Genomic DNA, 25,692 nt, shown 5'->3' with positions numbered 1-25,692 from the left:
TCCACAGTGGGAGCGAGCAAGCTCCCACACAGGTGCATCAGCCCCTCCAATCTTTGAGCCTGTATACTGCGCCCTCGTCTTGAACACTGAGGTCGCCGCATGCCATCCGTTATTTCCACCGACGTTCTGATTGTCGGCGCCGGTGTCGCCGGCCTCTGGCTGAATGCGCGCCTGCGCCGCCAGGGTTTTTCGACCGTACTGGTGGAAAGCGCCAGTCTCGGTGGCGGGCAAAGCGTGAAGTCCCAGGGCATCATCCACGGCGGCGCCAAGTACGCACTGCATGGCGCGCTGACCGGTGCTTCGGAAGCCATCGCCGACATGCCGCGCCGCTGGCGTGAGGCTCTGGCCGGCGACGGCGAACTGGACTTGTCCGGCGTGCGCCTGCTGTCCGAAGCGCACTACCTGTGGTCTCCGGGCACGATCGCCGGCAACCTCACCAGCTTCTTCGCCAGCAAAGCCGTGCGCGGTCGTGTCGATCAGGTCAGGGGCGACCAACTGCCACCCGCCCTTCAGGACAAGCGCTTCAAGGGCAAAGTCTATCGCCTGGCGGAACTGGTGATCGATGTGCCGAGCTTGATCCAGCGCCTGGCTGATCTGGCGGGCGATGGCTTGCTCGCCGGCCAGAAGATCGAGCCGCTGCTTGAAGCGGGTGTGTTGGTTGGCCTGAAGGTGGACGAGCGCGAGATCCGCGCCCAACGCATTGTCCTGAGCGCCGGCGCCGGGACCGCAGCCCTGCTCGAAGTGCTGGGCCTGAGCCAGCCTGCCATGCAGCGGCGGCCCTTGCACATGATCATCGCCAAGGGTCCGAGCCTCAAACCGCTGTACGCCCACTGCCTGGGCGGTGGCACCAAGCCGCGCATTACCGTCACCACACACCCGGCCGCCGATGGCCAATGGGTCTGGTATCTGGGCGGTGATATCGCCGAAACCGAGGGCGTCAACCGTGAGCCTGCGGAGCAGATCGCCACCGCGCAGAAAGAACTCGGCCAGTTGCTGCCATGGATCGACCTGAGCACCGTGCAATGGGCAACCTTGCGCGTGGATCGCGCCGAACCGCTGCAATCGGGACTGACCCGCCCTGACAACGCGTTTCTCGCCGAAGAGGGCCGGCTGCTGGTGGGCTGGCCTACCAAGCTGGCGCTGGCGCCGGACTTTGCCGACCGGGTACTGGCAAGCCTTGCCCGCGATGGCATTCAACCGGGCCCGGTGGCGCCACTACCTGAATTGCCAAAGCCGCCAATAGGCGTTCCGGCGTGGGAGCAACTGCTGCCATGAGCCAACCCACCCTGCATGACCTGCATCGCCCCCTGGGCAGCACCGGCCTGCTGGTGTCGCCGCTGGGCCTGGGTACGGTGAAACTGGGCCGCGATCAAGGGGTGAAATACCCCAACGGCTTCCAGATTCCTGACGACGACGAAGCGCGCATGCTGCTCAAGCTGACCCGGGACCTGGGCATCAACCTGATCGACACCGCTCCGGCTTATGGCCGCAGCGAGGAGCGTCTCGGCCCTTTGCTGCGCGGCCAGCGTCAGGATTGGGTGATTGTCAGCAAGGTGGGCGAAGAATTTGCCGACGGCCTGTCGCGCCACGACTTCAGCGCCGCGCACACCCGGTTCTCGGTAGAACGTAGCCTGCAGCGTCTGGAAACCGATTTTATCGACCTGGTGCTGGTGCACTCCGACGGCCATGACCTGGCAATCCTCAACGACTGCGAAGTCTATGCAACCCTCGCCGCTCTCAAGGCCGAGGGCAAGATTCGCGGGTTCGGCTTTTCCGGCAAAACCGTCGACGGCGGCTTGAAGGCCCTGGAGCAAGGTGATTGCGCGATGGTCACCTACAATCTGAACGAGCAAAGCGAAAAAGCCGTCATTGACTATGCTGCTGCTCACGGCAAAGCCATTCTGGTCAAAAAAGCCCTCGCAAGCGGTCACGTATGCCTGAGCCCGGGCGTGGACCCGGTGCGCGCCAGTTTCGAATTGCTGTTTGAACATCCGGGTGTTGCCAGTGCTATTGTCGGGACCATCAATCCGCTGCACCTCGCCCACAACGTCGCGACCGTTGCCCAGGTCCTACGTAGCAACTGATGCCGCCCACGCGGCCTTAAGCAGGAGCCGACATGCCGCGTACGCTCATAAGAAAGAACCCGAGCAACTTCAAGACCCTGCCGTTATTCGTCGAAGCGACTCCCGAAGGCCTGACCTACCAGAGTGTCGGCATGCCTCTGAACTTCGCGCAGACCTTGCAACGTCGCAAACCGGTCAGCGTGGCGGAGGCCGAGCGCTTTTCGCTGGAGCTGGCGAACCTTGGAGTGTCAGTGCGCCTTACCCTGCATTGGCAGAATCGCGATTATTGGGTTCTGGTACGCCAGCGTCGGCAAGATCGCGGTGATGTGGTACTCAAGTTGATTTCCGGGTACGTACCCGCCCATGAACTGAATATCCCGCTCCACACGGCCATTCAAGAGATCGCCGAAGAGTGTTTGCTGGAGACCCCGGAAGGCTGGCTAGGCGGGCGCTTCAATGATACCTGGCTGCCGGCGCCCTACTCCTCGGCACTGCATTATCGCGAGGCCCTGCCATTTCGCCTGACGCCTTTGTCCGGCTCGGCGCGACCGGTGCGTTGCGCCAATCTGCAATTGCTGGAACGTCCGCGAGCCTATGTGCATTTGCCGACTGCGTCGCTGCAATTGATCTACGACCTGCGACTGGACGTACCCAAGGAAGCAAAATCCCTGAGCCTGTTCCACGTCGATGAACGCCTGGAAGGTAATCATCTGATTGCGCGGCTCGACCGTAAACGCCCCGACCTGTACTTGATGCCGCTCAAGGATGGTGCACCACTTGCCGAACTGTACACCCTCAAGCGTGACAAACTCCTGCCGGCCAGCACCCGGGGACTTTACCTCGCTGAAAGCTTTGCGACCCAGGAGGGCTGGGTCGTACGTGAAGAGCGGATTCGCTGGAAGGACTGGTTAGTGCAACAGGGATTACAACCGGCGAAGCCCCCTCGCCCAGGTCTCAAGCAATTAAGTCTCAAGGCGCTGCGGCTGGTCGGACTGGGAAAGGAGCGCGTGAGCAAATAGCGGACTAACGCCTGCGATCCATCCACGTGCGCAAGGTGGCGAAGACATGGAAGTAACGGTTTTCGCGCTTGCCCATGCCGCGCTTGGGAGAGAACGATTCTTCGGCGAATACGCCGGTGATTCGAACGCGAGAAGCCTGGGTCTTCAGTGTGCAAACCTTGGCGCCGGCCTGTTGCAGTGCAAATTTGAGCAAGCGCTCGGAATGCAACTTCCTTCCCGTTGCCTTGCAGAAATCGAAGATGCGCTCGATCCGCTTGCCGTACGCGACATAAGTGTCGCGTCCGCAAATGGCGAAGCGGTCGTTCACCCCACCCCACCACTGCCAGTCCGGAATGTAGGCATTGTGCCGCCGGGCCTGCGGATGATTGAACACATAGCCAGGCAGCTCGGTGTGGAAGAAATTGTCCGGTCGCACGAACACAACGAAATCCGGATTGAAGGATTCGATCATCGTGGTGACGGCGTGCAGTGAGTGAAGCTGATAGATCAGATTGCGCAGCGACGCATAATCATCGGCCCAGGTATCGCCCATTGCCTTGACCTGCTCGAAATTCCAGCGCTCCAGCACGCCTTCAGTGGAAGTAAGCTCTCCGGTCATCGGCTCGAACGGCTGGTAGTTGTCCGCTGCCAGCTCGCCTTTCTCGCCGGACCGCGCGTTCTGTACTTCATCGATTTTGTATAAGTGATAAAAGCACTTTATGTCGCTGCCAGCAGGCAACTGCTTCAGCACGCACTGCTCGATGGAAGGGAAGCAAATCTGCGAATTTCTCGGGATCCCGAAAAAAGCCACTGCAATTTTCAACACTCAACAGCACCTTTTGAAAGTATTTGTGGCCCGTTTGCAATCGGAATGGCGGTGTCACTCATCTTCGCCGGAACAGCGCCTGCCACCAGCGACGGGGTTGCAGAGGCACCACAATGACGTCTGACTTCTGCAACCAGTCGCGCTCATAATCCCAGGCGTGCCCCCCCCAAAGATTTCCTGCTTCGTTGGAAAAACCCAGGGTCATGAGCTGATAGGTATAACCGGCGTGGCAGCGCAACCAGTCGAACAGCACCAGCGCGTTGAAACCGGTGGAGGGCCCGACGTAACGCTTGCCACCCGGCCGGTCGACCGGGTAATTCCAAAGCGGCGGCAGTGGAATGCGATCCCGGTACATGGCCACCCGTGGCAACGGACACATCGGTGCAGCACACCCAACCAGCATGCTGAAACAGCGCTCGTTCGTCTGCTCGAACAGTCGTTGCACGTCCGCTGCGCAGGGCAGACCGAAAAAATAGGCATCCGGCGCGTTGTAGCCATGTACGAAGACATTCACGCTCTGCTCATTGAGCAGCGACGCCTTGATGCAGGTATTGAAGCTGACGACAACGTCATCGACGCCAATGTTCAGTGCCTGAAAATCCGCCGCGCTGATGGCCGGGTTGTTGGCAATCAGTACGACCCGAGCCGCGCGGCCAAGGCACTCCCGGAACCCCTCAGGCAACGCGCCCAGAACCGACTGGTCACCGCCAGGCAGCGCATCCAGTGCCATTTGTTCGATGGTTTGCGGCGACTCATGCTCCATCATTCAGACTGGTACCTTCATTCCGTAACGCAGCCTTACCCAGAACCGTGTGAACGCCGAAGGCGGCTGCCAAGGGCGCATCTCGCGCTGGATTTCAGTGGCGAGTGCCTGGCCAACGCGGGCAAAGGAATAGCGGCTTTGCGCAAATTCCTGACCATTGCGTGCGATACGCTCCGCCAGTTGCGGGTCATCCTGCAGCATTTTGATCTTTTCCACCGCCTCGTCTTCGCTACGATAAAACACGGTGTTGTGCATATCTTCGAAGCCGAGCAACTGGTCTTCTTCGCCCTGGCTCCATGCCAACAGCACGCAACCGCAGGCCATGGCTTCAAAGTTCTTGATCATGAACTCGTTCATGCCGATATCGGCACTGACGAAGATCTTGATGCGATTGAGCGTTTCCAGATATTCCGAACCCGATTTCGTGCGCGCCACCAACATGCCGGTGCGCTGCGAAAGCGACTCAAGCAGCGCTTTGCGCCGCGAGTATTCAGTACTTTTCAGGCTGCCGAGAAAACCGATGGGAATGTCCCGCACGGCTCCAGTGTTGCGCAGCATCTGCTCGTCGTACCCCTTGGAGACAAACACCGTATCGATGCCCTCAGCCAGCATCTTGCGAGCGACCACAGCACCGGACACCAGCGCCCGACAACTCGGGAGACGGCTGTAGAGACGCGAATACACGCCACGGTATTTACTTTCGGGCATGTAATTCTGGTAGGCGTCATGCTCAAGAAAGACCAACCCGGAAATGCACTTGAGCACCCGCAGTTGCGGAGCCAGGCGCTTGACCCGGGAAAAGATCACCACGCGATCGAATGTCTGGTAATTGACCGAGGCCAGAAACGCCCCCAGGTTCATCTGTTGCTGCTTGCTCAACCGGTAGATGAAACATTCATCACAGTTTTGCTGCACGATGTCGTAGAGCCGGTCGAGAATGACTCGCTGCTCGCCCATCACCAGAAGCATTACTTTCATAGGTTTTTTGACCACACGATGTAGGCAGGCAAGCGCATTCGGTTCAAACCTGCCACATCAACGGAAACATTCAGCTCCCCAAGGCAAAATCCGCTTACACGCAGAACATAACGATAGGCATTCATTTCATCAACGACTGCGGATTTTTTCGACAATCGCGGTAGTGGAGCTGTTTTCCACAAGCCCAAGCACTTTCACGGCGCCGCCGTAAGCAGTCACGATGTCCGCACCGACCACCTGGTCGATCCCATAGTCCCCGCCCTTTACCAGTACATCCGGCTTGACCTCGCGCAGCAGGTTTTCCGGCGTGCCTTCAGGGAAGCTGATCACCCAGTCCACTGCCCCCAACCCGGCCAGCACAGCCATGCGCCGGTCGACACTGTTGATCGGACGGCCCGGCCCTTTCAGGCGGCTGACCGACGCATCGTCGTTGACTGCCACGATCAGGCGATCGCCCTGCGCCCGCGCCTGTTCCAGGTAGGTCACATGGCCGGCATGCAGGATGTCGAAGCAGCCATTGGTAAACACGATCTTTTCGTTGTGAGCACGGGCATCGTCGACCGCCAGCAGCAGTTGCTCGAGGCCGAGCACACCTCGCTCCGAGCCCTCCTCACGCTGGATGGCGCGACGCAGTTCCGGGGCACTGATGGCTGCCGTACCGAGTTTTCCGACCACGATACCCGCCGCCAGGTTGGCCAGGCCGACCGCATGCGGAAGCTCTTCGCCAGCGGCAATCGCCGCGGCCAGGGTGGAAATTACCGTATCGCCGGCACCGGTCACGTCGAACACTTCACGGGCCCGGGCCGGCAAGTGCAACGCCGGATGATCCGGACGCAGCAGGGTCATGCCGTGTTCGCCACGGGTCACCAGCAAGGCGCCGAGTTCGAGATCGTGCATCAACTTCCCGCCCTTGCTCACCAACTCGTGCTCATCGGCGCAGCCGCCGACGATGGTTTCGAACTCGCTGAGGTTTGGCGTGATCAGACTCGCCCCGCGGTAGATCGAGAAATCCTTGCCCTTGGGATCCGCCAGCACCGGAATGCCGCGGGCACGGGCCGCCTGGATCAGCACCTGATGGTTCTTCAGCGCGCCTTTGCCGTAGTCGGACAGCACCAGCACCTTGATGCCTTCGAGCAATTCGTCGACTTGCACCGCCAGCGCCATGGCGTCGGTGGCAAACGGTTCTTCGAAGTCGATACGCAACAATTGCTGGTGACGGCTCATGACCCGCAGCTTGACGATGGTCGGCTGGTGCGCGATGCGCTGGAACAGCGCGCGCACGCCTGCTCCCTTGAGGCTATTGACCAGGCTGTCGGCGGCTTCATCGTCGCCCGTCACGCCAACCAGCGAGGCCGGCGCGCCGAGGGCGGCAATGTTCAACGCAACGTTGGCGGCACCGCCCGGGCGGTCCTCGATGTGCTCGACCTTGACGACCGGTACGGGTGCCTCAGGGGAAATCCGTGAGGTACCACCATGCCAGTAACGGTCGAGCATGACATCGCCGACCACCAAGACAGGGGCTTGATCGAATCGCGGCATGGACAACTTCATGGAGCAACCCACATACAAAATGAACAGGGGGGCGATATTAACACAGGGTGGGCATGGGCTTGTGCGGCGGCTGCAACCGGATCATGTAGCAGGTTCCTTTGCTCATTTTTTGAGCAAAATCTTTAATGGGCGCTTGCAGGCGTCCATCGTTCAGGAACCTTAACAAATGCGTTGTCGAGATTTATTCCGGCTTGGTCAAGTAACGTAAAGCTTTGGATACATGGTACCGGGTGCATTGCGCGCCCGATGTGCAAGAGGGTGAGCCTTGCTCACCCTCTTGCCGGTATCAAGCGATGTCTTGCGCCGGGGCATCGAGGCCCAGGGCATTCAGGCGCGAGTAGTAGCCATTTTGCGCCAGCAGTTGCGCATGGGTGCCACGCTCGACGATTTTCCCCTGATCCATGACCAGGATCAGGTCAGCCTTCTCGATGGTCGACAACCGGTGAGCGATCACCAGCGTGGTACGGCCTTTCATCACTTGATCCAGCGCGGCCTGAATATGGCGCTCGGACTCGGTATCAAGTGCCGACGTAGCCTCATCGAGAATCAGCAAAGGTGCATTCTTCAACAGTGCCCGCGCAATCGCCAGACGCTGCCGCTGGCCACCGGACAGCAATACGCCGTTTTCGCCAACCTGGGTATCAAGCCCCTCGGGCAACTGCTGGATGAAATCCATCGCGTAGGCGTCTCTCGCGGCTTTCTCGATATCTTCACGAGGCGCGCCGGCCAAATCGCCATAGGCAATGTTGTTGGCCACGGTGTCGCTGAACAGCGTCACATGCTGTGTCACCTGGGCGATGTGCTTGCGCAAGTTCAGCAGTTTGTATTCTTCCACCTCAACGCCGTCGATGAGGATTTGACCCTTGTCGTGGTGATAGAAACGCGGGATCAGGTTGGCCAGCGTCGACTTGCCACTGCCGGAACGTCCTACCAGCGCCACCATTTGTCCCGGCTCTACCGAGAAACTGATGTCATCGAGCACCTGACGCTCGGTGTCCGGGTAGGTGAAGCTGAGGTTACGCACGTCCAGACGACCGCTGACAACATCACGCTCAATGGTGCCGGTGTCGACTTCGGGCTCGACATCCAGTTGTTCGAAGATGCTCTCGGCACCTGCCACACCCTTCTGGATGGTCGAACTGACTTCGGACAATTGACGGATGGGTTTGGGCAGAAGGCCAGCCAGCGTGATATAGGCAACCATGTCACCGGCGGACGCATCGCCACGCAGTAACAGCACCAGGAACATCAGCGACGCCATGGCGGTGTAGATCACCAGTTGCAGCAATGGCGTATAGATGGCGCCGGTTCGGGTCATGCGCAGCTGCTTGTCGGTGTTGCCCTGGCTGGCTTCGAAGAAACGCTTTTGCTCGTAAACCTCGCCACCGAAACTGCGAACAACGCGATAGCCCTGGATGGTTTCCGAGGCCACGTGCGTCACATCGCCCATGGCCAACTGGATCTTCTTGCTCTGTTTACGGAATTTCTTGCTCGCCGTACGCACCATCACCGCGATCAGCGGCAGGATGGCGACCATGACCAGGGTCAAGCGCCAGTTCATGAACAGCAAAGAGGCAAACAGGAAGATGACCGTCATGCCCTCACGGATTACGACCTTGATCGCATCTGTAGCCGCCCCCGTGACCATGGTTACGTTGAAGGTGATACGTGAAATCAGATGACCCGAGTTATGCTTGTCGAAGTACCGGTTAGGCAGCACCAGCAGGTTGTTGAACAACTGCACTCGCAGGTCATGGACCAGCCCGAGGGAAACCTTGGCCAGGAAGTAGTTGCCCAGATAAGACCCCAAACCCTGCCACGCCGCGATCAGGATGATCAGCAACGGCACCGCCTGCAGCAGCTGCAGGTCACGCAGGTAAGGCACGGTCGGGAACAGCGCAGCTTCCGGGTTGGACAGGCCATCGACGAAGTACTTGAGGATGTAGCCCAGCATTGGCTGCGTCGAAGCGAAAATCAGAAATCCAACAATGCTGATCAGGAAAAGACTGATGTACGGCCTGACATAGCCGAGCAGTCGGAAGTAGATTTTCAAGCTCGATGGGCTTGCGGAGAGACTGGAGTCGGTCATATCACGCGAATGTCGATAAAAAGGACGCTGACTTTAGCACAGCTTCTTCAGGGTTCTGGCAATCGCGTAAAGACTGGTATTGTGACGCCCCGAAACCCTTACCCAGCCCCCTCAGCCTTAAAATGGTCGTTCAACTCAGGAATGAATCACTCAGCATGCAATTAAACGGCCTGAACAAAACGTCCAATCGTGTCTTCGATTTCATTTGCCTGTGGATCCTGCCGCTCGGTTTTTTACTGCTGCTTTGCGCGCTGTTTTTTCTCCCAGGGCGCAATGTGCTCCACAAACTTTTTTATGGCCTGTTCAGCATTCCAACGCTGATAGCTCTGTGCTTGCGCCCGCGGGCGGGTAAAGAACTGCTGAATGAGCCGATCTTCATCGCGGCACTGCTATTCGTGGCCTGGGCGCTGCTCAGCCTGTGCTGGGGCCCGAGCGAAGAAAATATCGGCGGTGAGTTCAAACCACCCTTGCACACATTGATGCTGTTCGCCGGGTGCTACCTGCTGGTGCGTTTTCGCAGCGAAATTATCCGTCCTTTGCTGTTCTGCGCAGCAATGGTGGCGTTGATCGCATCGGTCTACAACCTTTACATGTTTGCCCGCACCTATGAACCAGGCATGCGCCTGATTGGCGGGGGCGCCTTCGACAACCCACTGCTCAGCTCTCATATATTCGGCTTTTTCTGCACCTACTGGCTCAGTTTGAGCATGACTTGCAAGCGTCATCAGATCCTGTGGCTGAGCATCCCGGCAATGGCGGTCATGTTCGCCGCAGTGATGGCGACCGGCTCCAGGACCCCTCTGGTCGCGGTGACACTGGCTGCGCTCTGGCTGAGTTTCATCTGCTGGAATCGGCGCTCCGTTGCCTTGCTTGGCGCGCTCTTCGTCACCGGTGCCGCCGTTGTCGTGATGTTTTCGCAAATAATCAATGCACGGGGCGACTCCTACCGCTTCGAAATCTGGCAATTGTCCCTGCAAAAAATTGCCGATCACCCGTGGATCGGTCATGGCTTCAACGCCGACCTGAGCCTCGACCCCGGCATCGGATACAACCTATCGGAGCCCCATAGCTTTGCCCTGGGCGTGCTTTACTACGTCGGCATTATCGGCTTGTTACCCTGGCTGTTCTTCCAGGCTCAAGGCCTGCTGTGCAGCTGGCGCTACCGGCTGCAACCGCTATTCATCATCGCTTCAACCTGGCTGGTATTCGGCATAGGTGCAGGCCTGACCGAAGGCGGAGGGATTATTTCCCGGCCAAAAGAGCACTGGTTCCTGTTGTGGATTCCCCTGGCCCTGATTGCCGCCTTGAGCATCAACCAGCGGGCCAGACGCTTGTTGGCCATGCCGATCAACACGTTGACAGCGGACGCCCTGCAAAAGCTCACCGCCAATGCGCAAGTCATCGAAGAAGATGGTTTGGGTCCAAAGGTCCTGCGCCTGATCGACGGTAGCTTCCTCAAACTGTTCCGGCGCCGCCGCTGGTATACCTCGGGCAGTTTCAACCCGTATTCCCAACGATTTGCCATCAACAGTGTGCAACTGCGCACCATGGGCATTCCAACACCGCCAATCCTCGATCTTTACCGGCTCGAAGACGGCAGCACCGCCGTGCACTACACCCCCTTGCCCGGGCACACGCTGCGCCAGGTCTTGCAAGGTATCACCGCCCCGGCAGTACGCCAGGCACTGGTGGAACGTTTTGGCAAATTCATGGCGCAACTGCACGAGCAAGGTGTCTATTTCCGTTCTCTTCACCTGGGCAATGTGCTGGTCATGGATGACGGTGAATTCGGCCTGATCGATCTGGCCGATATGCGCATCTACCCTTCCTCATTGAGCTCGTCCCTGCGTCAGCGCAATTTGCGCCATATGCAGCGTTACACCGTCGATCGGCGCTGGTTGTTCGAAGAGCATTTCGAAGACCTGCTCAAGGGATACGCTGCGACGGCATCACAAGCCGACGCAGATAATCTGCACAAACAAGTGCTGACCGGAAACTCCCCGGTCCGGGCTCAACAATAAATGAAATCACGAGCGCGACACCTGTGCTGCGCGCCGCATGGAACATGCGGGCAACAGCCGCCGTTCCAGCACTGATGGCTTGCGCGGATATCTGACATCGGGGTGGGTTCATCCACCCCTCAATCAATACCTGAATGCCATCGCTTCAAAGTGATCGAGCCCAACCCGAGGCTCAGTCTTTTTCCAGCGGTGAGAAATACAAGCGGCCCAGACCACGCCAGGTTTTCTTGTTCCAGGCCCTGAACGGAATCTGGGCCAGCAGCTCACGGGCCAGCTTGCGATCACGGCTGGCGGTTTTCAGGAACATGGAACTCAGGAATTTATAGCGCACTTCGTCGTACAACGGATGATCGCTAAAGAGCGCGTAGGTACGCAGGATGTTGTCGATCATGAAACGGTTATTCTTGTAGGAGTTGGTGGCGTGCTTGCGATAGCGCGCCATCACCACGCTCAAACCATCGATGAAGTAACCCGCATGGGTCACCTTCAGCTCGATCAACAAGTCCTCCAGGCGAATGTTCGGATCAAATCCGCCGACCTTGTCCAGCGCTTCGCGACGAATCATCAGGGTCGGCGCCGGGGGATAGGGCTTGCGCTCCAGGAACATGTCATCGAAGTCCAGACGGCGGAACGGCACATCACGACGCTGACGCTTCTCCGGGTAGAGGTTGCCGTCACCGTCGATCAACTCGATATTGCCGGCGCAAATCCCGACTTCAGGCTTGCCTTCCATGTACTCGACCTGAATCGCGATGCGCTCGGGCAACATGATGTCATCGGAACCGAACGGCACGATCAGGCTGCCCCGTGAGCGGGCAATCGCGCCATTCAAGGTATTGGTCAGCCCCTGATTTTTCTGGACCCGGAAATCGAACCCGTATTGTGCGTGCAGAGCCTGGATACGCTCGACACTGTCATCGGTAGAGCCATCATCGACCACCAACAGCTCAATGTTCTTGTAGCTCTGATTGAGGACGCTGAGGATGCTGTCCTCGATATAGCGACCGTGGTTATACGAGGCAATGATGACCGTTACGAGAGGTTGAGCGTCGCTCATGGCTGATCCTTCCGGGCCTGGCTCAAACCAGAGTCGATCAGATTCAGGTACTCCTGGCGGAACACCTCGATGTCATGTTGTTCCTGGAGATAACGATAAGCTTGTTCACCCTTGGCCTTGAGCGCTTCGTCCGACAGTCCGAGGTAATTATCCAGCGCCGCGACCAGGGTTGGCACATCGGCCGGCGTAATGGCCAGGCCGCCTGCACCCTGGATCAACGGCAGCATGGCCGGCACGTTCGAAGCAATCACCGGCAGATGCCCGCTCATGCCTTCGAGCAGCGCCAGACCCAGGCCCTCTGCCAGGGACGGCATGGTCCAGATGTCAAACGCGCGAACGTACTGTAAGGCGTTTTCCTTGAACCCGAGCAAATGCGCGCGACCGCTCAAGCCCAGGCGCTCGATCTCGGCGGCCAGGCGCGCCTGTTCGCGCCCGGCACCAATGATCGCCAACTGAGTGGTCGGGTACTTGTCCTTGAGGGCAGCAAACGCTTGCAGAAGATACGTGTGCCCCTTGACGGGCACCAACCGCCCCAGCGCACCAATCAATCGCACCGATGGATCGATACTCAACAGTTCGCGCGCGCGCTCACGGCTGTGCTGCAAGCCTTCTGCCTGCTTGATGTCGATGGCATTGGTAATGGCGTAGGTGTTCTGGTCAGTGAAGCCGCAGTCACAGTCGAGCAGATACTGCTTGACCGCCGGTGACACGCCGACAAAGCGCCAGTGCCGATCAATCAGCCGCTGGGTCTGGCGGCGTCGATAGAAACGGTCGTACTCGCCAAATCCGTGGGAGATGCCAATGCACAATGGCACCTTCAACCAACGATTGAGTGCCAGCATCATGTTCACGGGCTTGAAACGGTTGCAGATCACCACGTCGAATTTTTCTTTGCGGCAGAACTGATACAGCCGCCACATGGCCCGCAGGCGCATGCCTTTGAGCGCCTTGTCGGAAAACTCGAAATACACTGACCGGTCGGCACGGCTCACCGCCTCACCCGGCCCGGGCTTGCCCCTCAAAAACGCCGCTGTCACTTCATAGCGATCGCTCGGCAGAGCCTTGACGATCTGCTCTGCGAGGTCAGCAAAATCATGAGCCTTGACGTTGTAGTCCGGCTGCAATTGCAGAACCTTTGACCGTTGGCTCATAACTCTCCCCGGTGAAAACCAGTCGCATCGATAACCCAGGCGGATTCAGCGGCGAGGCGCTTGACCTCGGCCGGATCGGGTTCAGGCAACGATGACCATTCGTTGCGCTTCCAGCAGACAAAGTGGAAATACGGAAACCGGCGATCGCCATCGCGATCATTACTCACACAGCCATCGCGCCAATACCATTTGCGCGGAAAGTTTTCCGTGCCGTCGTGCCACTTGATGCAACCACCGGGCGTACTGAATGCCTCGGTGAATTCGCTGCGTCGGCGCAACGGGTTGAACTTGCCCACCAGGTTGAACAACGGCTTGGGGAAATTTTTGCGCCAGAGGAAGATGCGACTGAATGCTCCCTCGTCCAGCGCATGATGCTTCTGATCTTCGAACCGCGCTTTCCAGTCCTTGATCTGCCTGAACAACTCACGCTTGAGGGCGGTGTTCCTGATCAGGCAAAGATGGCCGGCGACACGCCGCTCGTGGGTGGAAAACAGATCGTAGGAGGCAAGCCGATCCGCAGTGAAGTAACTGCGCAGATCGCCGTATACCAGATCAATATCGCCATAACCCCAGAAATCATAGCCCTGCAGGCGGTCAGCATGAATAAGCCCAAACGCCGGCCGGATGTCGCACAGCTTGTAAGCCTGTTTTGGCGCAAAGTCGATGCCCAGGCGCTCAGACACGATCCCGCAATAGTCGCTCAACATCATGTTCTCGACGGTGACGTTAGGCGGTAAATTTTCAGGAATCCCGCAGTCGCTGAAAAACAACCAGTCGATGTCGGGATTACGACGGCAGCTCTCCAGAAAAAACGGCATCCAGGATGGCCAACGCCCGAAATAAGGCATCAGGAACAAAATACGCGGGCATGGGTTAATCACAAAAACTCACCTGTCAATGCTTGAAATGCCGCCATGTCAGGCCGCGTGCTACGTCAATTCTGCTTCACGGATGCTTCAACATGCTGCAGTAACCAGAATAATTCTTGGCGTCTGACCGCCTTGCGAAAGAACTCATTCTCGCCATAGAGGGGCGGAACTCTACTGGCCAGGAGCCACTGTATCAACCGCCGTACGCGTCGCTTTAACGGCATCGGCGGCTGCAAATCATGCATCATCCCCAATGCCATGGCTTTGTCACGCTGCCGCTCCAGTGACATCGGCAAACAGTAAGGCTGCATTGGCACCGACGAATCGAAAAAAGGTGGCAGTGCGATGCCGTGACCGGCATCACCCATTGGCCAACGATCGTTGTCGTGCAGGTGGTTGGCGTAACCGAGCACAGTGGTCGGCTGCCACTCCAGCCCTCGCAGCGTTTCGAGTACAGCTTCCCGGGCGCAGATGTGGTCCGGGTGTGGATCGAGGGTCGGGTGCGGCAGGACGAGGACTTCAGGGCGCGCCCGCAGCAGCAGTTCGCGCAGGTCGGCCAGCAGATTGTTCCAGGTCGGCGAACCGTCCACATCGCCAGGCAGGGCAAAGGGGTTCAGATGGCGGAACAATCGGGTGTCGTCAATATCCGCGTCCCGTGAACCCACCGGTTGAGCCGGTGAAGCTTGCATGGTCGCCAGTTGCAGACAGAAGTAACCCAGTTGCACGCAATGGGCTTCGGGCACGCCGGCCCAACGAGGTACGGCGATACTGTCCCAGGCCCGCAACCGACCTTTCAGTCGCGCCGCCTCGACCTTGTTCAGACCGATCTGCTGATAGTGCTCGGCTTCTATTTCACCGGCGGTGAGCGTGACGATCCAGGTCTCGTCGGCTTGGCTGTACAAACCGTAGGCGGCCAGCTCGGCATCATCGGCATGGGGCGCAATCACCATCACCCGTTGGCGGCGATAATCCGGATGTTCGAAGGCCCATAGCACGGGTTCGCCGAGCAGCCGGCAGAAACGCCCACGCAGACGCAATTCACCTCGCGACAATGCTTGCGCCTGCCCACTCAAGTTGAGATAGCGCAGGCCGTTGACCCCGCGTTCGAACGTTTGCCGGTCAGGGTGATCGCCGCCCGACAACTCGACCACCGGATCGATAAAGCGCCCCAGCCACGTGCTCTTGACCCGAAGCGCCAACACCAGCGTCGCGTCGTCGACCAGCATGACACCGTCATCCAGCCGTAAGCGCTCCCCGGTCAAATGAACCTTGGGCTGCGGGGTGTAAGGCGGGAAGTTGTATTGGTAATCATCTTTGGGCGAATAGAACAGATGGTCGGCAAACCAGGCCTCGTGGGCAATCCAGCCCAACACCGCGAGCACCGGCGGCAACCACCAGGTCAGCATGACGCCGCTGGAGATCAACAGCGCCAGGGCAATGAGCAGACCGATACGTTTATTGCGCCGATGGCGCTTGAGCAGTTGCTGTTTGCGGCTCATGGGTTGACTCATACGGTGAAGACCGGCACTGGGTTGCACCAGCGCTCCTTGTATTCCCGGTCGGCGCGGCCGAAGGAGAAACGCAAGGGTTTGTCCAGCGCGCGGGCATGCTCCCAGGCACTCTGGGTATTGAGGAAACTCAGTACGCTGCCGGGGCTGAATTCGCGGGTTTCAGGGTCAACGCCACCATTGATGTACTCGACGCTGATCCACTGCGGCGTCTCGACGCGATACACCAACTGAATCGCGATCGGTGCATCGTTGAGGAAAATCACCGAACCGATCAACAGCTCACGCAACAACTCGATGACCTCGGCCATACGTTCCGCGCCGGTCGCCGCAAAGCCCCAGCGGCGCTGGAACAGGTCGCAGTAGATCGCCGCCAGCTCACCACTGGAAAACTCGGAAACCGCTCGCACGACCCCGCCCGCCTCTTCCAGCAACCGGAGTTCACGACGCTGGTTGTAGCGAAATTTCTTCGACAACTCTTCAGGGGTACGGGCCATGGCCAGTTGTTCGGCCTGCAACTTGATTCCGCTAAAACGGCTCTCGTTCAGTGCCGACAAATAACGAGCGCGATGACGCAAGGGGACCTGGGCATCATCGGCGGCCGGCAGAATGATCTCGGCATTGCCGAGATCGAACAGACCCTTTTTGCCCTTGCTTTTGAGCACATCCTTGGACAGGGCGATGTCACGCCCCCAGGTCGGAATCGCCGCTTTGACGTCGCCGTTTTGCTCCCAGGCCAGGTAGCGAACCGGTATATCAGCCAACTGCGCCAGCCGTTCGACCACCATTGGATGAGTGGCGACGCTGCCGCCATAACGCTGCCAGGCCTGGGCATAGGTCGAAGCATCAGCTACCGACCAGCCACGTTCGCGCCAGCCTTGAAATCGGTTGAGCATCAGCCCCTCGGTGCCAGTTCGATAACGTGTGGCAAATGCCAGAAAGCCTCGCGTACCGCACGGTCGGAGAAGCGTTCATGCAGGCGATCGAGCATCAGCTCGGCGCACTGGTGACGTTGCTGTTCGTCCATTGCCGCCAGATGTCGCAGCCCTTGGGCCAGGTGTTGGGCATCGCCCACCGGGAACAGAATACCCACGTCCTCGACCACTTCCTTCGCCCCGGCAAACGCCGTGGCGAGCAACGGCACGCCGGCGGCCATGGCTTCGAGCAGCACCATGCCGAAGGGCTCGCGATCGGAGCTCAGGGCAAACACATCGAAGGCGCGAAAATAACGCCGCGCCTCGGGTACCTGGCCGAGAAACAGGACACGGTCGCCAATGCCCAGCTCGCGCGCCTGGGCCTTGAGGTCTTCCTCAAGACGACCTTTGCCGAGGATCACCAGCTGACTGTTGGCCGGCAAACCCGGCAACGCCATGGCAAAACCTTCCAGCAATGTGGCTTGATCCTTGTCCGGGTGCAGCCGTCCGACGTTGCCGACAATCCAGGCATCGACCGACAGGCCCAGGGTTTCCCGCGCCTCACGGGCCGACAGCTGGCTGGCCTGCAAGGCCGGCACGTCAATGCGGTTGTAGAGCGTCTGAATCCGCGCCGCAGGCCACTTGGGCAAGCACTCACGCATGTCATCGCGGACCGCATCGGATACCCCGAGCAGGCTCAGGCGCTTGCTGAAAATGCGTGCGAAGAGTTTACGGCTGCCGCGCTTGTAATCGCCAAACGCGTGATGCACGCCAATCACTGGCAAAGAAGTGCCAAGCAAGGCGATATAAATCGGCTTGAAGCGATGGGCAATGCAGAAACTGAAGTTGCGCGAGGCGGCGATCTTGCGCAGATCGCCGATGGCGCCCAGCTTCAGGCCACGAATGGCCCTGGAGCTGTATTCCATGAACAACACTTCATCGGATGCGCAAGCCGTGGCGACTTCGGCGTCGGCAACCCCGGTCAGAAACACCGTGGTCACACGATAACCGGTCCCCGCGAACAGGCTGGCGTACTGCCGGGCGCAGTCCAGAAACGGGCCGTCATAGCCGTGACAGAACTGCAGCACATGGCGTTCAGCCGAGCGTGTCATAAGCGTTGGCGCCCTCTTTGACCACTAGAATGTCTTCCATGATCAAGTACTGTAGATCGGAACCGAAGAACATGTTCAAGGCATCCGTCGGCGAGCAGATCATCGGTTCGCCGCGACGGTTGAGCGAAGTGTTCAGCGACACACCGTTACCCGTCAGGACTTCCAGCGCCTTCATCATGTCGTAATAGCGCGGGTTGTATTCGCGCTTGAGCACCTGGGCACGGGAAGTACCGTCCTCATGGACGACTTCAGGCACGCGGGTTTTCCACTCTTCAGCCACTTCGAAGGTGAAGGTCATGAACGGCGCAGGGTGATCGATCTTGATCATTTGAGGTGCCACGGTGTCGAGCATCGACGGGCAGAAAGGCCTCCAGCGCTCGCGGAACTTGATCTGATGGTTGATGCGATCCGCCACACCGGCCACGCTCGGGCAACCGATGATCGAACGACCGCCCAAGGCACGCGGACCGAACTCCATGCGGCCCTGGAACCAGGCCACCGGGTTGCCATCGACCATGATTTTGGCGATCTGCTCCGGCATGTTTTCGAGCTTGCGCCATTTCGGCTTGTTCTCGTGACGGGCGCACGCGGCGATCACATCTTCATTGCTGTACGACGGGCCGAGGTAGACGTGCTCCATCTTCTCGACCGGAACGCCACGTGCGTGGGACACATAGGCTGCGGCGCCAACCGCGGTGCCGGCATCGCCGGACGCAGGCTGCACGAACAGCTCCTTGATGTCGTCGCGGGCGATGATCTTCTGGTTCAGCTTGACGTTCAGCGCGCAGCCGCCAGCGAAGGCAAGCTTGCCGGTCTGCTTGAGGACGTCGCCCAGGTAGTAGTCGATCATCTGCAGCGCGATTTTTTCGAACAGCGCCTGCATGCTCGCGGCGTAGTGGATGTAAGGCTCGTCGGCAATGTCGCCTTCGCGCTTTGGCCCCAGCCACTCGATCAATTTCGGCGAGAAGTAGAAACCCTTGCCCTTCTCTTTATAGCGACGCAGGCCGATGACGTTGGCGTAGTCGGTGTTGATCACCAGCTCGCCGTTTTCGAACGAGGCCAGGCGCGAGAAATCATACTTGCTGGCATCGCCATACGGCGCCATGCCCATGACCTTGAACTCACCGTCAAGCATCTCGAAACCGAGGAACTCGGTGATCGCGCCATACAGGCCGCCGAGGGAGTCAGGGTCGAAGAATTCCTTGATCTTGTGGATCTTGCCGTTTTCACCGTAACCGAAGAAGGTCGTGGCGTATTCGCCCTTGCCATCGATCCCGAGGATCGCGGTCTTCTCCTTGAAACCGGAGCAATGGTAAGCGCTGGAGGCGTGGGCCAAGTGGTGTTCGACCGGCTCGATCTTGATTTTCTTCGGGTCGAAGCCCAGTTGCTCCAGGCACCAGACAATCTTGTTGCGATAGCGCTTGTAGCGACGGTTACCCATCAGGATCGCGTCGAGGGCGCGGTCCGGGGCGTACCAGTAACGCTTGGCGTAATGCCAGCGCGCCTTGCCGAACAGGCTGATCGGTGCGAACGGAATTGCTACCACATCAACGTCGGAAGGCTTGATGCCGGCCTGTTCCAGGCAGAACTTCGCCGATTCGTAAGGCATGCGGTTCTTTGCATGTTTATCGCGCACAAAGCGCTCTTCTTCAGCCGCCGCGACCAGCTTGCCGTCGATGTACAAGGCTGCGGAAGGATCATGGCTAAGGGCGCCGGACAGGCCAAGAATCGTCAATGCCACAGGGGTCTAGCCTCTTTAGTCTGCATGCAGGCGCAACGCGCCTCAAAAATTAATGTGCCCTCGCAAGCGGCGAGAGACAGCTAAAGGGCGGGATTATAGCTTAAACATGCCGGGAATGACCCTACGGTTATCAGCCTCGTAAAGACGCACCGCGCACTCAGCCACGCGCCGGGCGCCAGTAAATGCGGATGTTGCCATCCATGCCCTGCCGGACAATCGTGTATGGCAAGGCAACGGTATCCAGTGCGCCGGACAGGGCGAGGTCCAGCAATACCAGCGGCACGAGCACTCCGGTAGGATCGGGCGGCGCATTCATTACGCAGAAATCGTAGGCCAGGCCGCTATAGACCCGGGGAATGGACTGACAATAGGTTTTTTGCCTTCGAAGTCCCCGAGCCGCATCCTCGTCGCCCTGCAGCACGGTCGAGGCGGTTCCGCAACCGGCCAGGGTCAGTGAGATGGCACTCGATGCAACCGCCATTTTTATCGTCAAAGTCTGCCCTCCGAAAAACGTCAGGCAAATTAGCATCGAGGTTATTCAGGCCACAGTTCATGGCTTCTCAAGATCGTGTAGGACCGTTCATAAAAACCTGTCCCCCAGATCTCGGGCAACTGATCCGGCCCGATCGCGAGCTGACTCGCGACAGGACCGACAGTCCGTTTCAGGCAGCGCTGGAAGCATCCTTGGGCAGGCGCTGATCGATGACCTGATAAAGCGCGCTGTTTTCAGGCCAGTTACGCATGAACCGCGCCCGGTCCCGTACATAGGCCGGGGCGAAGCTGCCGAGCGAGCCGTGCTGACACATCGAATCCAGATCGATCAGCGCCCAGCGATCCTGCTGCCAGAACAGGTTGTGCCCCTTGAAATCGCCGTGACTGATGCGCAATCGGATCAATTCGGCAAACAGGTGATCCAGCGCCGCCAACTCCGCTTCGGGTGCATTGCCGCGTTCGACGTAAGGCGCAAAGCGCTCGATGATGTCCGGCCCCGGCAAGTGCTCGGTGACCAGGTAGGCGCGACCGCGCAACCAGAGAAAACGCTTCTCCAGCAACGCCAGCGGTTTGGGCGTGGCGATGCCGAGGAACGCCAGGCGATTGCCTTCGCGCCAGGAATGCCAGGCACGGCTCGGACGCCAGAAGCGTTTGAGCCAATGAGCGAAACCCTTGATATTGTAACGCTTGATGACCAGCGCACGACCGCCCACCTCGACCTTGCCAACGCTCGCCGCGCCGCCGGTCTTGTACAAGCGGCCCTGATCGAGCAACGCATCGGCCTGCGCCAGAACCGGCAACATCGCAGCCTCTTCCTCGCGGCGAATCGCCCGCAAACCGAACGCGCCGCGCTGCACGCTGAACAGCGTGCACTCACGACCGACCTTGTTCAGGAAGTCCTTCAGGCGCCAACTGCGGACCTTGTCGATCTGCTTCTGCAAGGCTTCCATGGGCAAGGCATGCTCACCGTTGCTCAGCAGGTAGTACACCAGCAACTCTTCGGTGAATGGCTCCAGCGACTTGGGCAACTGGGCAAAAAACACCCCGAGGTTTTCCAGCACTTTCTGCCGTGACAGCGGCTGGCCTGGCGTTTCGCTACAGATCCCGGCGCCATCGATCAAATAAAGGCGATTGCCCTGGCGCAGCAGGTTGTCCAGATGCAGGTCTTCCTGCCACAGGCCCTTGCGGTGCATTTGACCGATCGCACCCAGCGCTTCAGCCAGAACAGCTGCTTGTTCATCGGCCAGCACGGGCAGGTGTTCGACCCGTTTCCAGGCCTCATCGAGGCTTTCGGCGTTCTCGAGAAAATCAAACAGCAACCAACCACCCTCACCTTCCTTGAGGCCATCGGCCAACAACAATGGCGTGGTCAGGCCTTGCGCGGCGAGAAGACGAACGCCTTCCAGCTCCCGCTGAAAATGCCGGGCGGCCTTGCTACCAACCAGCAATTTGGCCAACACCGGGCGACCGCGCCAGATGCCCGCACCGACATAACGCTGCCCCGGCAACACCCGCAACAGGCTCAACAACTGCAGCTGCGCAGGCCCGGCAGCATCGGCCAGCGGAATGCTCAGCGGCAGGCTCGGGCTGCGACCGGCGTTTTTCAGCTCGGACAATCGCATCAACACTTCTCCTTCTGGCCGCGCATGTGATATTCGCTCCACTCGGACGCCCGACGCAGTAACGGCTCCGGATCCTTGATCCGGTCGCGCTGGCCCAATAACAAAGGCCGGGGCTTTTTCAAGTCGTCATCAAGCTGCAGGGTCCAGAGCGCGTCGAAAGAGCCAAGGCCATGACGCTCAAGCTGCGCATGGTCTTCAGCGGCCAGAAAATCAGTCATTCACGCCCCTCGAAAAATCTCACCACATGCCGGATCCGCTTTTTATCCGCAGCGGTGAGGCGGGTCCTTTGCCTGTATTGCAGGTAAAAGCGCAGGCGCTGGGTCGCCGACAGGTGATACTTGGCAACCTTGTCGAGACACGCCAGGTCCTTGGTAATACGGTACTTGAGCCAGAAACCGCGCCAGAAATCCCCATTGGGGCAGTCGATCAGAAACAGTCTGGCCTGATCGTCGATCAGCAGGTTGCGCCACTTCAGATCGTTATGGGTGAACCGGTGATCGTGCATGGTCCGGGTGTAGTCGGCCAATTGACGACTGACCGCTTCGACCCAGGCACGGTCCGCAAGCTTCGGATCGCGCCGGTTGGCCAATACCGACAGGTCTTCGGTATGGGGCAATTCACGGGTGATCATTGCCCCACGATCATAGGCCGCGCCGCGTCGCTCCAGCCCCCACGCCACCACCTCGGCAGTGGGAATGCCCCACTTGGCGAAGCGCTTGAGGTTCTGCCACTCCATCTTCACCCTCGGCTTGCCGAGGTAGCGACGCAGGCCTTTGCCTGCACCGACATAGCGCTTGACGTAATAGTTGACGCCATTGCGCCGAATGCGAATGACCTCGGACAGCGGATCGAGGGTCAGCTGCTCGCCTTTGAGCGCAAACACAGCATCAAGACTACCGAAGTCATCTGCCAGGTCGCTGTAAGCCGGTTCCAGTTTCCAGCCCGACATCAGAGCGCATCCCCGTAGCGCTGTTTACGCTCGTAAAGCTTGTTGGCCTTGCCTTCAAGCCACGCCAGCAGCGGGCCTTCTTCCGCCAGGATCTGGCGCAGCGGTCGCTGGAAATAACCTTTGAGGAAGCGCAGTTTGTCGCGCCGGGTCAATCCGATGTCCAGCGCCGAGAAATACAGCGCCGCCAGATCCTTGTCGCGCCAGCGCCGGGTGATCGCCGGTCGGGTCTGGGCGCGGTGCAGGTCGATCACCGAGAGCTTGAAGTCATCCGCGGTCACCGGTTTGTCGGTGTGCAGCAGGAAGTGACAGATGTAGCAGTCGCGATGGTTGACCCCGGCGCGGTGCATCATGCCGGTCATACGCGCCACTTCGGCGATCAGCGCGCGCTTGAGCCGTGGCTCGGGCGGCTGCTTGACCCAATCGAGGCTGAAATCTTCGAGACTGACAGTCGGTGCCAGTTCTTCGGTGACGATGAACGAGTGCTGGTCTGCCGGGTTGCTGCCCTTTTCGCCGTAAGCCACAGCGGTCATGGTCGGGACCCCGACTTCCTGCAGACGCTGGATGGCTTTCCACTCCTGGCCCGCGCCGAGCACCGGTAATTTGGCGGTGAGCAAGTTCTTGAAGATTTCGCCCCAGCCGATGCCACGGTGAATTTTCACGAAGAACCCGTTGCCGTCCACTTCAGTGCGCAGGGTGCGGCGAGCTTCCAGTTCGCGGTACACCTCGCCCTGCAGCCCCTCGACTTCGGCGAACGGGTCGCGTCCGGCCCAGAGGCTCTTGAACGGTTCAGCCAGCATCAACTTCATTCAGCGTGCTCCGCCAGAATCACATCAGCCGCGTGCTGCGGCATGCTATAGAGGTCGGCCGTCTCGGCGAAGGCCACACCATTGCGGCTCCAGGCCGCCCGTGCCTGAGCGTCATTCAGCATGCCGGTCAGGTACTGGTTCAACTGCGATTGATCGAACGGCTCATCCAGCACCAGGCCGGCATCGGCCTCGGCAATGTAGTGGGCGTAACCGCATACCGCACTCACCAGCACCGGCAACCCGGCCACCAGCGCCTCAAGCAGCACGGTGCCGGTGTTTTCGTTGTACGCCGGGTGGATCAACAGATCGGCACCGAGCAGGAAACGCGGAATATCGCTGCGCCCCTTGAGGAACGTCACGTTGTCGCCGAGTCCCAGCGTGGCACTTTGCATCTGGAATAACTTGGGGTCGTCCTGGCCGATTACAAACAGCCGGGTGCGTTTCTTCAGATCAGCGGGCAATGCGGCCAGGGCCTTGAGGCTGCGATCCACACCCTTGGTCTTGAAACCGGAACCGATCTGGACCAACAGCAACTCATCATCCTTCAAGCTGAATTCGGCTCGGAAGCCGGCGCGGATGTCGTCCGCATCGGCCGGGCGCCGCCGGTCCTGGGCAATGCCCGGTGGCAGCAGATGGAAGCGCTTGAGCGGCGTGTCGTAGTGCTTGATGAACAACGGCTGCTGCACTTCGGAAATCATCAGGATTTCGGTCTTGGCATCCCTGGCGAACACCGCGCGTTCGTACTCGGCAAAGTGGCGGTAACGCCCCCAGCGCCGGTACAGCGAATTACGCAGATTCTGCGCCTTGTCTTCGAAGCAGCCGTCGGCGGCGTAGTAGACATCCAGGCCCGGCATTTTGTTGAAGCCGATCAAACGGTCGACCGGACGCTTGGCCAGGTCCGCCTCCATCCACGCGCTGAGTTTTTCGTTGCGCCGATGGTTGAACAAAGCCTTGACCGGCGCTACCAGCACTTCGAAGCCCGGCGGCACGTCGCCTTCCCAGATCAACGTGTAGACGCGAATCTGGTGGCCACGCTTTTGGCACTCCAGGGCAATGCGCATGAAGTCGCGCTGCAAGCCGCCAAAGGGAAAATATTTGTACAGGACAAATGCCAATTGCATCAGCGCAGCTCCTCAGCCAGTAACAACGTGCTCAGTCGGCTCGCGACACGCTCGGGATTCAGACGCGTGAAGCACAGCGGCCACTCGCGTTTCAGGTCAAACCGACGGGCGTCTTCGGCCGTCGGTTGATAGGTGCATTTTTTTTGCAGGCAAGGCGCGCAAGGGAAGTCGCTGGCGATGTGGATCTGCGACTTGCCATAGGCTCCGGTCAGGCCAGGATTGGTCGGGCCGAACAATGACAGCGTCGGCACGTCCAGTGCAGCGGCCAGGTGCCCCAGGCCGGTGTCCACTGCCACGCAGGCCTGTGCGCCGGCCAGCACTTTGCCGACACCGGCCAGATTCAGTTTGGGCAGCACTTCGACGTGCTTCATGTCTTTGGCAATGCGCTCGGCGCGGGCCTTCTCGATGGCATTGCCCCAGGGCAACTTCACCCCGACGCCCAGATAACCGACACGTTCGGCCAGCTCGCGCCAGTAGGCTTCGGGCCAGTGCTTGGTGTCCCAAGTGGTGCCGTGTAGAAACAGCACGTAGGGGTTCTTGCGCGGCAACTCCACGAGGCGCTCGACGCTCAGGCCGTAATCGCCCAAGCCCTTGGGCAGGTCGTAGCCGAGGGCGATGGCGAACAACTGGCGAACTCGCTCCACCGCATGCTGGCCACGGGCAACCGCCAGGCGCCGATCATAGAAACGCGCAGCGATCGGCTCGCGTGCCGAGCTCTTGTCCAGGCCGGCCACCGGCGCCTTGACGTAACGGGTCAGCCAGGCACTTTTCAGCAGACCCTGGGCATCAATGACCAGGTCGTACCGGGTCGCACGAACGCTTTGCTTGAAGCGCTTCCACTCGCCACTCTTGATGGTTTGCCAGATGTTCTTGCGCCAGCGACGGATCGCCACCGGAATCACCTTGCCCACCGCCGGGTGCCAGGTCGGGATCTCGGCGAACCCCTCCTCCACCACCCAGTCGAATTTGATGCCGGGAATCGCCCGCGCCGCATCGGTCAACGCCGGCAACGCGTGAATCACGTCGCCCAGCGATGAAGTCTTGATCAGCAGTACCCGCAA

General features: G+C 59.5%; 22 protein-coding genes and 2 pseudogenes. 4 read left to right on the top strand and 20 right to left on the bottom strand.

The annotated features are described in order from the left end of the window. Positions 1–99: 99 nt before the first annotated feature. The 3 genes from F7R06_RS11840 to F7R06_RS11830 are packed head-to-tail and all read left to right on the top strand — an operon-like array spanning position 100 to position 3,082. Positions 100–1,275: an NAD(P)/FAD-dependent oxidoreductase gene (locus F7R06_RS11840; RefSeq protein ID WP_090328435.1), complete on the top strand. Its 1,176-nt coding sequence runs from the start codon at positions 100–102 to the stop codon at positions 1,273–1,275. Continuing rightward, positions 1,272–2,084 (top strand): aldo/keto reductase, encoded by an 813-nt coding sequence (locus F7R06_RS11835; RefSeq protein WP_090328433.1) that lies wholly within the window; start codon positions 1,272–1,274, stop codon positions 2,082–2,084. Before F7R06_RS11840 ends, F7R06_RS11835 begins: the two co-directional genes overlap by 4 nt. A 32-nt stretch (positions 2,085–2,116) precedes the next feature. Beyond that, positions 2,117–3,082 carry a metal ABC transporter ATPase gene (locus F7R06_RS11830; RefSeq protein ID WP_090328429.1) on the top strand — a complete coding sequence of 322 codons (966 nt, stop codon included), beginning with the start codon at positions 2,117–2,119 and terminating at the stop codon, positions 3,080–3,082. A gap of 4 nt (positions 3,083–3,086) precedes the next feature. Here F7R06_RS11830 and F7R06_RS11825 read toward each other — a convergent pair whose 3' ends face one another. From F7R06_RS11825 to msbA, 5 genes are all read right to left on the bottom strand, one after another. Continuing rightward, the gene (locus F7R06_RS11825; RefSeq protein WP_090328426.1) at positions 3,087–3,887 is read right to left on the bottom strand and encodes a hypothetical protein; all 801 of its coding nucleotides are present in this window, start codon (positions 3,885–3,887) and stop codon (positions 3,087–3,089) included. 58 nt (positions 3,888–3,945) lie between these two features. Next, positions 3,946–4,650: a hypothetical protein gene (locus F7R06_RS11820; protein ID WP_174552513.1), complete on the bottom strand. Its 705-nt coding sequence runs from the start codon at positions 4,648–4,650 to the stop codon at positions 3,946–3,948. 3 nt (positions 4,651–4,653) lie between these two features. Then, positions 4,654–5,628 carry a glycosyltransferase gene (locus F7R06_RS11815; RefSeq protein WP_090328420.1) on the bottom strand — a complete coding sequence of 325 codons (975 nt, stop codon included), beginning with the start codon at positions 5,626–5,628 and terminating at the stop codon, positions 4,654–4,656. A gap of 129 nt (positions 5,629–5,757) precedes the next feature. Beyond that, positions 5,758–7,179 carry a bifunctional D-glycero-beta-D-manno-heptose-7-phosphate kinase/D-glycero-beta-D-manno-heptose 1-phosphate adenylyltransferase HldE gene (gene hldE / locus F7R06_RS11810; protein ID WP_090328418.1) on the bottom strand — a complete coding sequence of 474 codons (1,422 nt, stop codon included), beginning with the start codon at positions 7,177–7,179 and terminating at the stop codon, positions 5,758–5,760. A gap of 286 nt (positions 7,180–7,465) precedes the next feature. After that, positions 7,466–9,268 (bottom strand): lipid A export permease/ATP-binding protein MsbA, encoded by a 1,803-nt coding sequence (gene msbA, locus F7R06_RS11805; protein ID WP_090328414.1) that lies wholly within the window; start codon positions 9,266–9,268, stop codon positions 7,466–7,468. 155 nt (positions 9,269–9,423) lie between these two features. On the opposite strand from msbA, the gene F7R06_RS11800 reads away from it, so the two are divergent. Then, positions 9,424–11,289: a bifunctional O-antigen ligase/aminoglycoside phosphotransferase family protein gene (locus F7R06_RS11800; protein WP_090328412.1), complete on the top strand. Its 1,866-nt coding sequence runs from the start codon at positions 9,424–9,426 to the stop codon at positions 11,287–11,289. 172 nt (positions 11,290–11,461) lie between these two features. Here the strand turns inward: F7R06_RS11800 and F7R06_RS11795 are convergent, their stop codons facing one another. The 15 genes and pseudogenes from F7R06_RS11795 to waaC form a co-directional block, all read right to left on the bottom strand. Continuing rightward, on the bottom strand, positions 11,462–12,346 hold the full coding sequence (locus F7R06_RS11795; protein WP_090328409.1) for a glycosyltransferase: 885 nt from the start codon (positions 12,344–12,346) through the stop codon (positions 11,462–11,464). Beyond that, positions 12,343–13,497: a glycosyltransferase family 4 protein gene (locus F7R06_RS11790; RefSeq protein ID WP_090328407.1), complete on the bottom strand. Its 1,155-nt coding sequence runs from the start codon at positions 13,495–13,497 to the stop codon at positions 12,343–12,345. Before F7R06_RS11790 ends, F7R06_RS11795 begins: the two co-directional genes overlap by 4 nt. Further along, on the bottom strand, positions 13,494–14,378 hold the full coding sequence (locus tag F7R06_RS11785; RefSeq protein ID WP_090328404.1) for a DUF6625 family protein: 885 nt from the start codon (positions 14,376–14,378) through the stop codon (positions 13,494–13,496). The genes F7R06_RS11790 and F7R06_RS11785 overlap by 4 nt, the downstream gene beginning before the upstream one ends. Positions 14,379–14,431: 53 nt before the next feature. Next, a complete protein-coding gene (locus tag F7R06_RS11780) occupies positions 14,432–15,865 on the bottom strand; it encodes a PIG-L deacetylase family protein (RefSeq protein ID WP_090328828.1) in 1,434 nt (477 codons plus the stop codon). An 8-nt stretch (positions 15,866–15,873) separates the two neighbouring features. Beyond that, positions 15,874–16,770, bottom strand: a complete 897-nt coding sequence (locus tag F7R06_RS11775) for an antimicrobial resistance protein Mig-14 (protein ID WP_090328402.1) — start codon at positions 16,768–16,770, stop codon at positions 15,874–15,876. Next, positions 16,770–17,900 (bottom strand): glycosyltransferase, encoded by a 1,131-nt coding sequence (locus F7R06_RS11770; RefSeq protein ID WP_090328400.1) that lies wholly within the window; start codon positions 17,898–17,900, stop codon positions 16,770–16,772. The genes F7R06_RS11775 and F7R06_RS11770 overlap by 1 nt, the downstream gene beginning before the upstream one ends. Further along, positions 17,884–19,641, bottom strand: a complete 1,758-nt coding sequence (locus tag F7R06_RS11765) for a carbamoyltransferase family protein (protein WP_090328396.1) — start codon at positions 19,639–19,641, stop codon at positions 17,884–17,886. Before F7R06_RS11765 ends, F7R06_RS11770 begins: the two co-directional genes overlap by 17 nt. Positions 19,642–19,798: 157 nt before the next feature. After that, positions 19,799–20,134: a YceK/YidQ family lipoprotein gene (locus F7R06_RS11760; protein WP_090328826.1), complete on the bottom strand. Its 336-nt coding sequence runs from the start codon at positions 20,132–20,134 to the stop codon at positions 19,799–19,801. 169 nt (positions 20,135–20,303) lie between these two features. Next, positions 20,304–21,755, bottom strand: coding sequence for a lipopolysaccharide kinase InaA family protein (locus F7R06_RS11755; RefSeq protein WP_090328393.1), 1,452 nt, complete (start codon positions 21,753–21,755; stop codon positions 20,304–20,306). A gap of 20 nt (positions 21,756–21,775) precedes the next feature. Beyond that, positions 21,776–21,880, bottom strand: a pseudogene (locus tag F7R06_RS30900) (lipopolysaccharide kinase InaA family protein); the annotation flags it as partial. A 3-nt stretch (positions 21,881–21,883) separates the two neighbouring features. Next, a pseudogene (locus F7R06_RS31445) lies at positions 21,884–21,973 on the bottom strand (lipopolysaccharide kinase InaA family protein); the annotation flags it as partial. Then, on the bottom strand, positions 21,970–22,704 hold the full coding sequence (locus F7R06_RS11745; protein ID WP_090328388.1) for a lipopolysaccharide kinase InaA family protein: 735 nt from the start codon (positions 22,702–22,704) through the stop codon (positions 21,970–21,972). The gene F7R06_RS11745 and the pseudogene F7R06_RS31445, both read right to left, overlap by 4 nt. After that, positions 22,704–23,510 carry a lipopolysaccharide core heptose(I) kinase RfaP gene (gene rfaP / locus F7R06_RS11740; RefSeq protein ID WP_090328385.1) on the bottom strand — a complete coding sequence of 269 codons (807 nt, stop codon included), beginning with the start codon at positions 23,508–23,510 and terminating at the stop codon, positions 22,704–22,706. Before rfaP ends, F7R06_RS11745 begins: the two co-directional genes overlap by 1 nt. After that, a complete protein-coding gene (locus F7R06_RS11735) occupies positions 23,507–24,631 on the bottom strand; it encodes a glycosyltransferase family 4 protein (protein ID WP_090328383.1) in 1,125 nt (374 codons plus the stop codon). The genes rfaP and F7R06_RS11735 overlap by 4 nt, the downstream gene beginning before the upstream one ends. After that, positions 24,631–25,692 carry a lipopolysaccharide heptosyltransferase I gene (waaC, locus tag F7R06_RS11730; protein ID WP_090328380.1) on the bottom strand — a complete coding sequence of 354 codons (1,062 nt, stop codon included), beginning with the start codon at positions 25,690–25,692 and terminating at the stop codon, positions 24,631–24,633. Before waaC ends, F7R06_RS11735 begins: the two co-directional genes overlap by 1 nt.

Origin of the sequence: Pseudomonas moorei (assembly GCF_008801475.1) — a bacterium.
GTDB lineage: Bacteria > Pseudomonadota > Gammaproteobacteria > Pseudomonadales > Pseudomonadaceae > Aquipseudomonas > Aquipseudomonas moorei.
The sequence above is the reverse complement of the archived record's forward strand: the minus strand, read 5'-3'. Positions and strand labels throughout refer to the sequence as shown.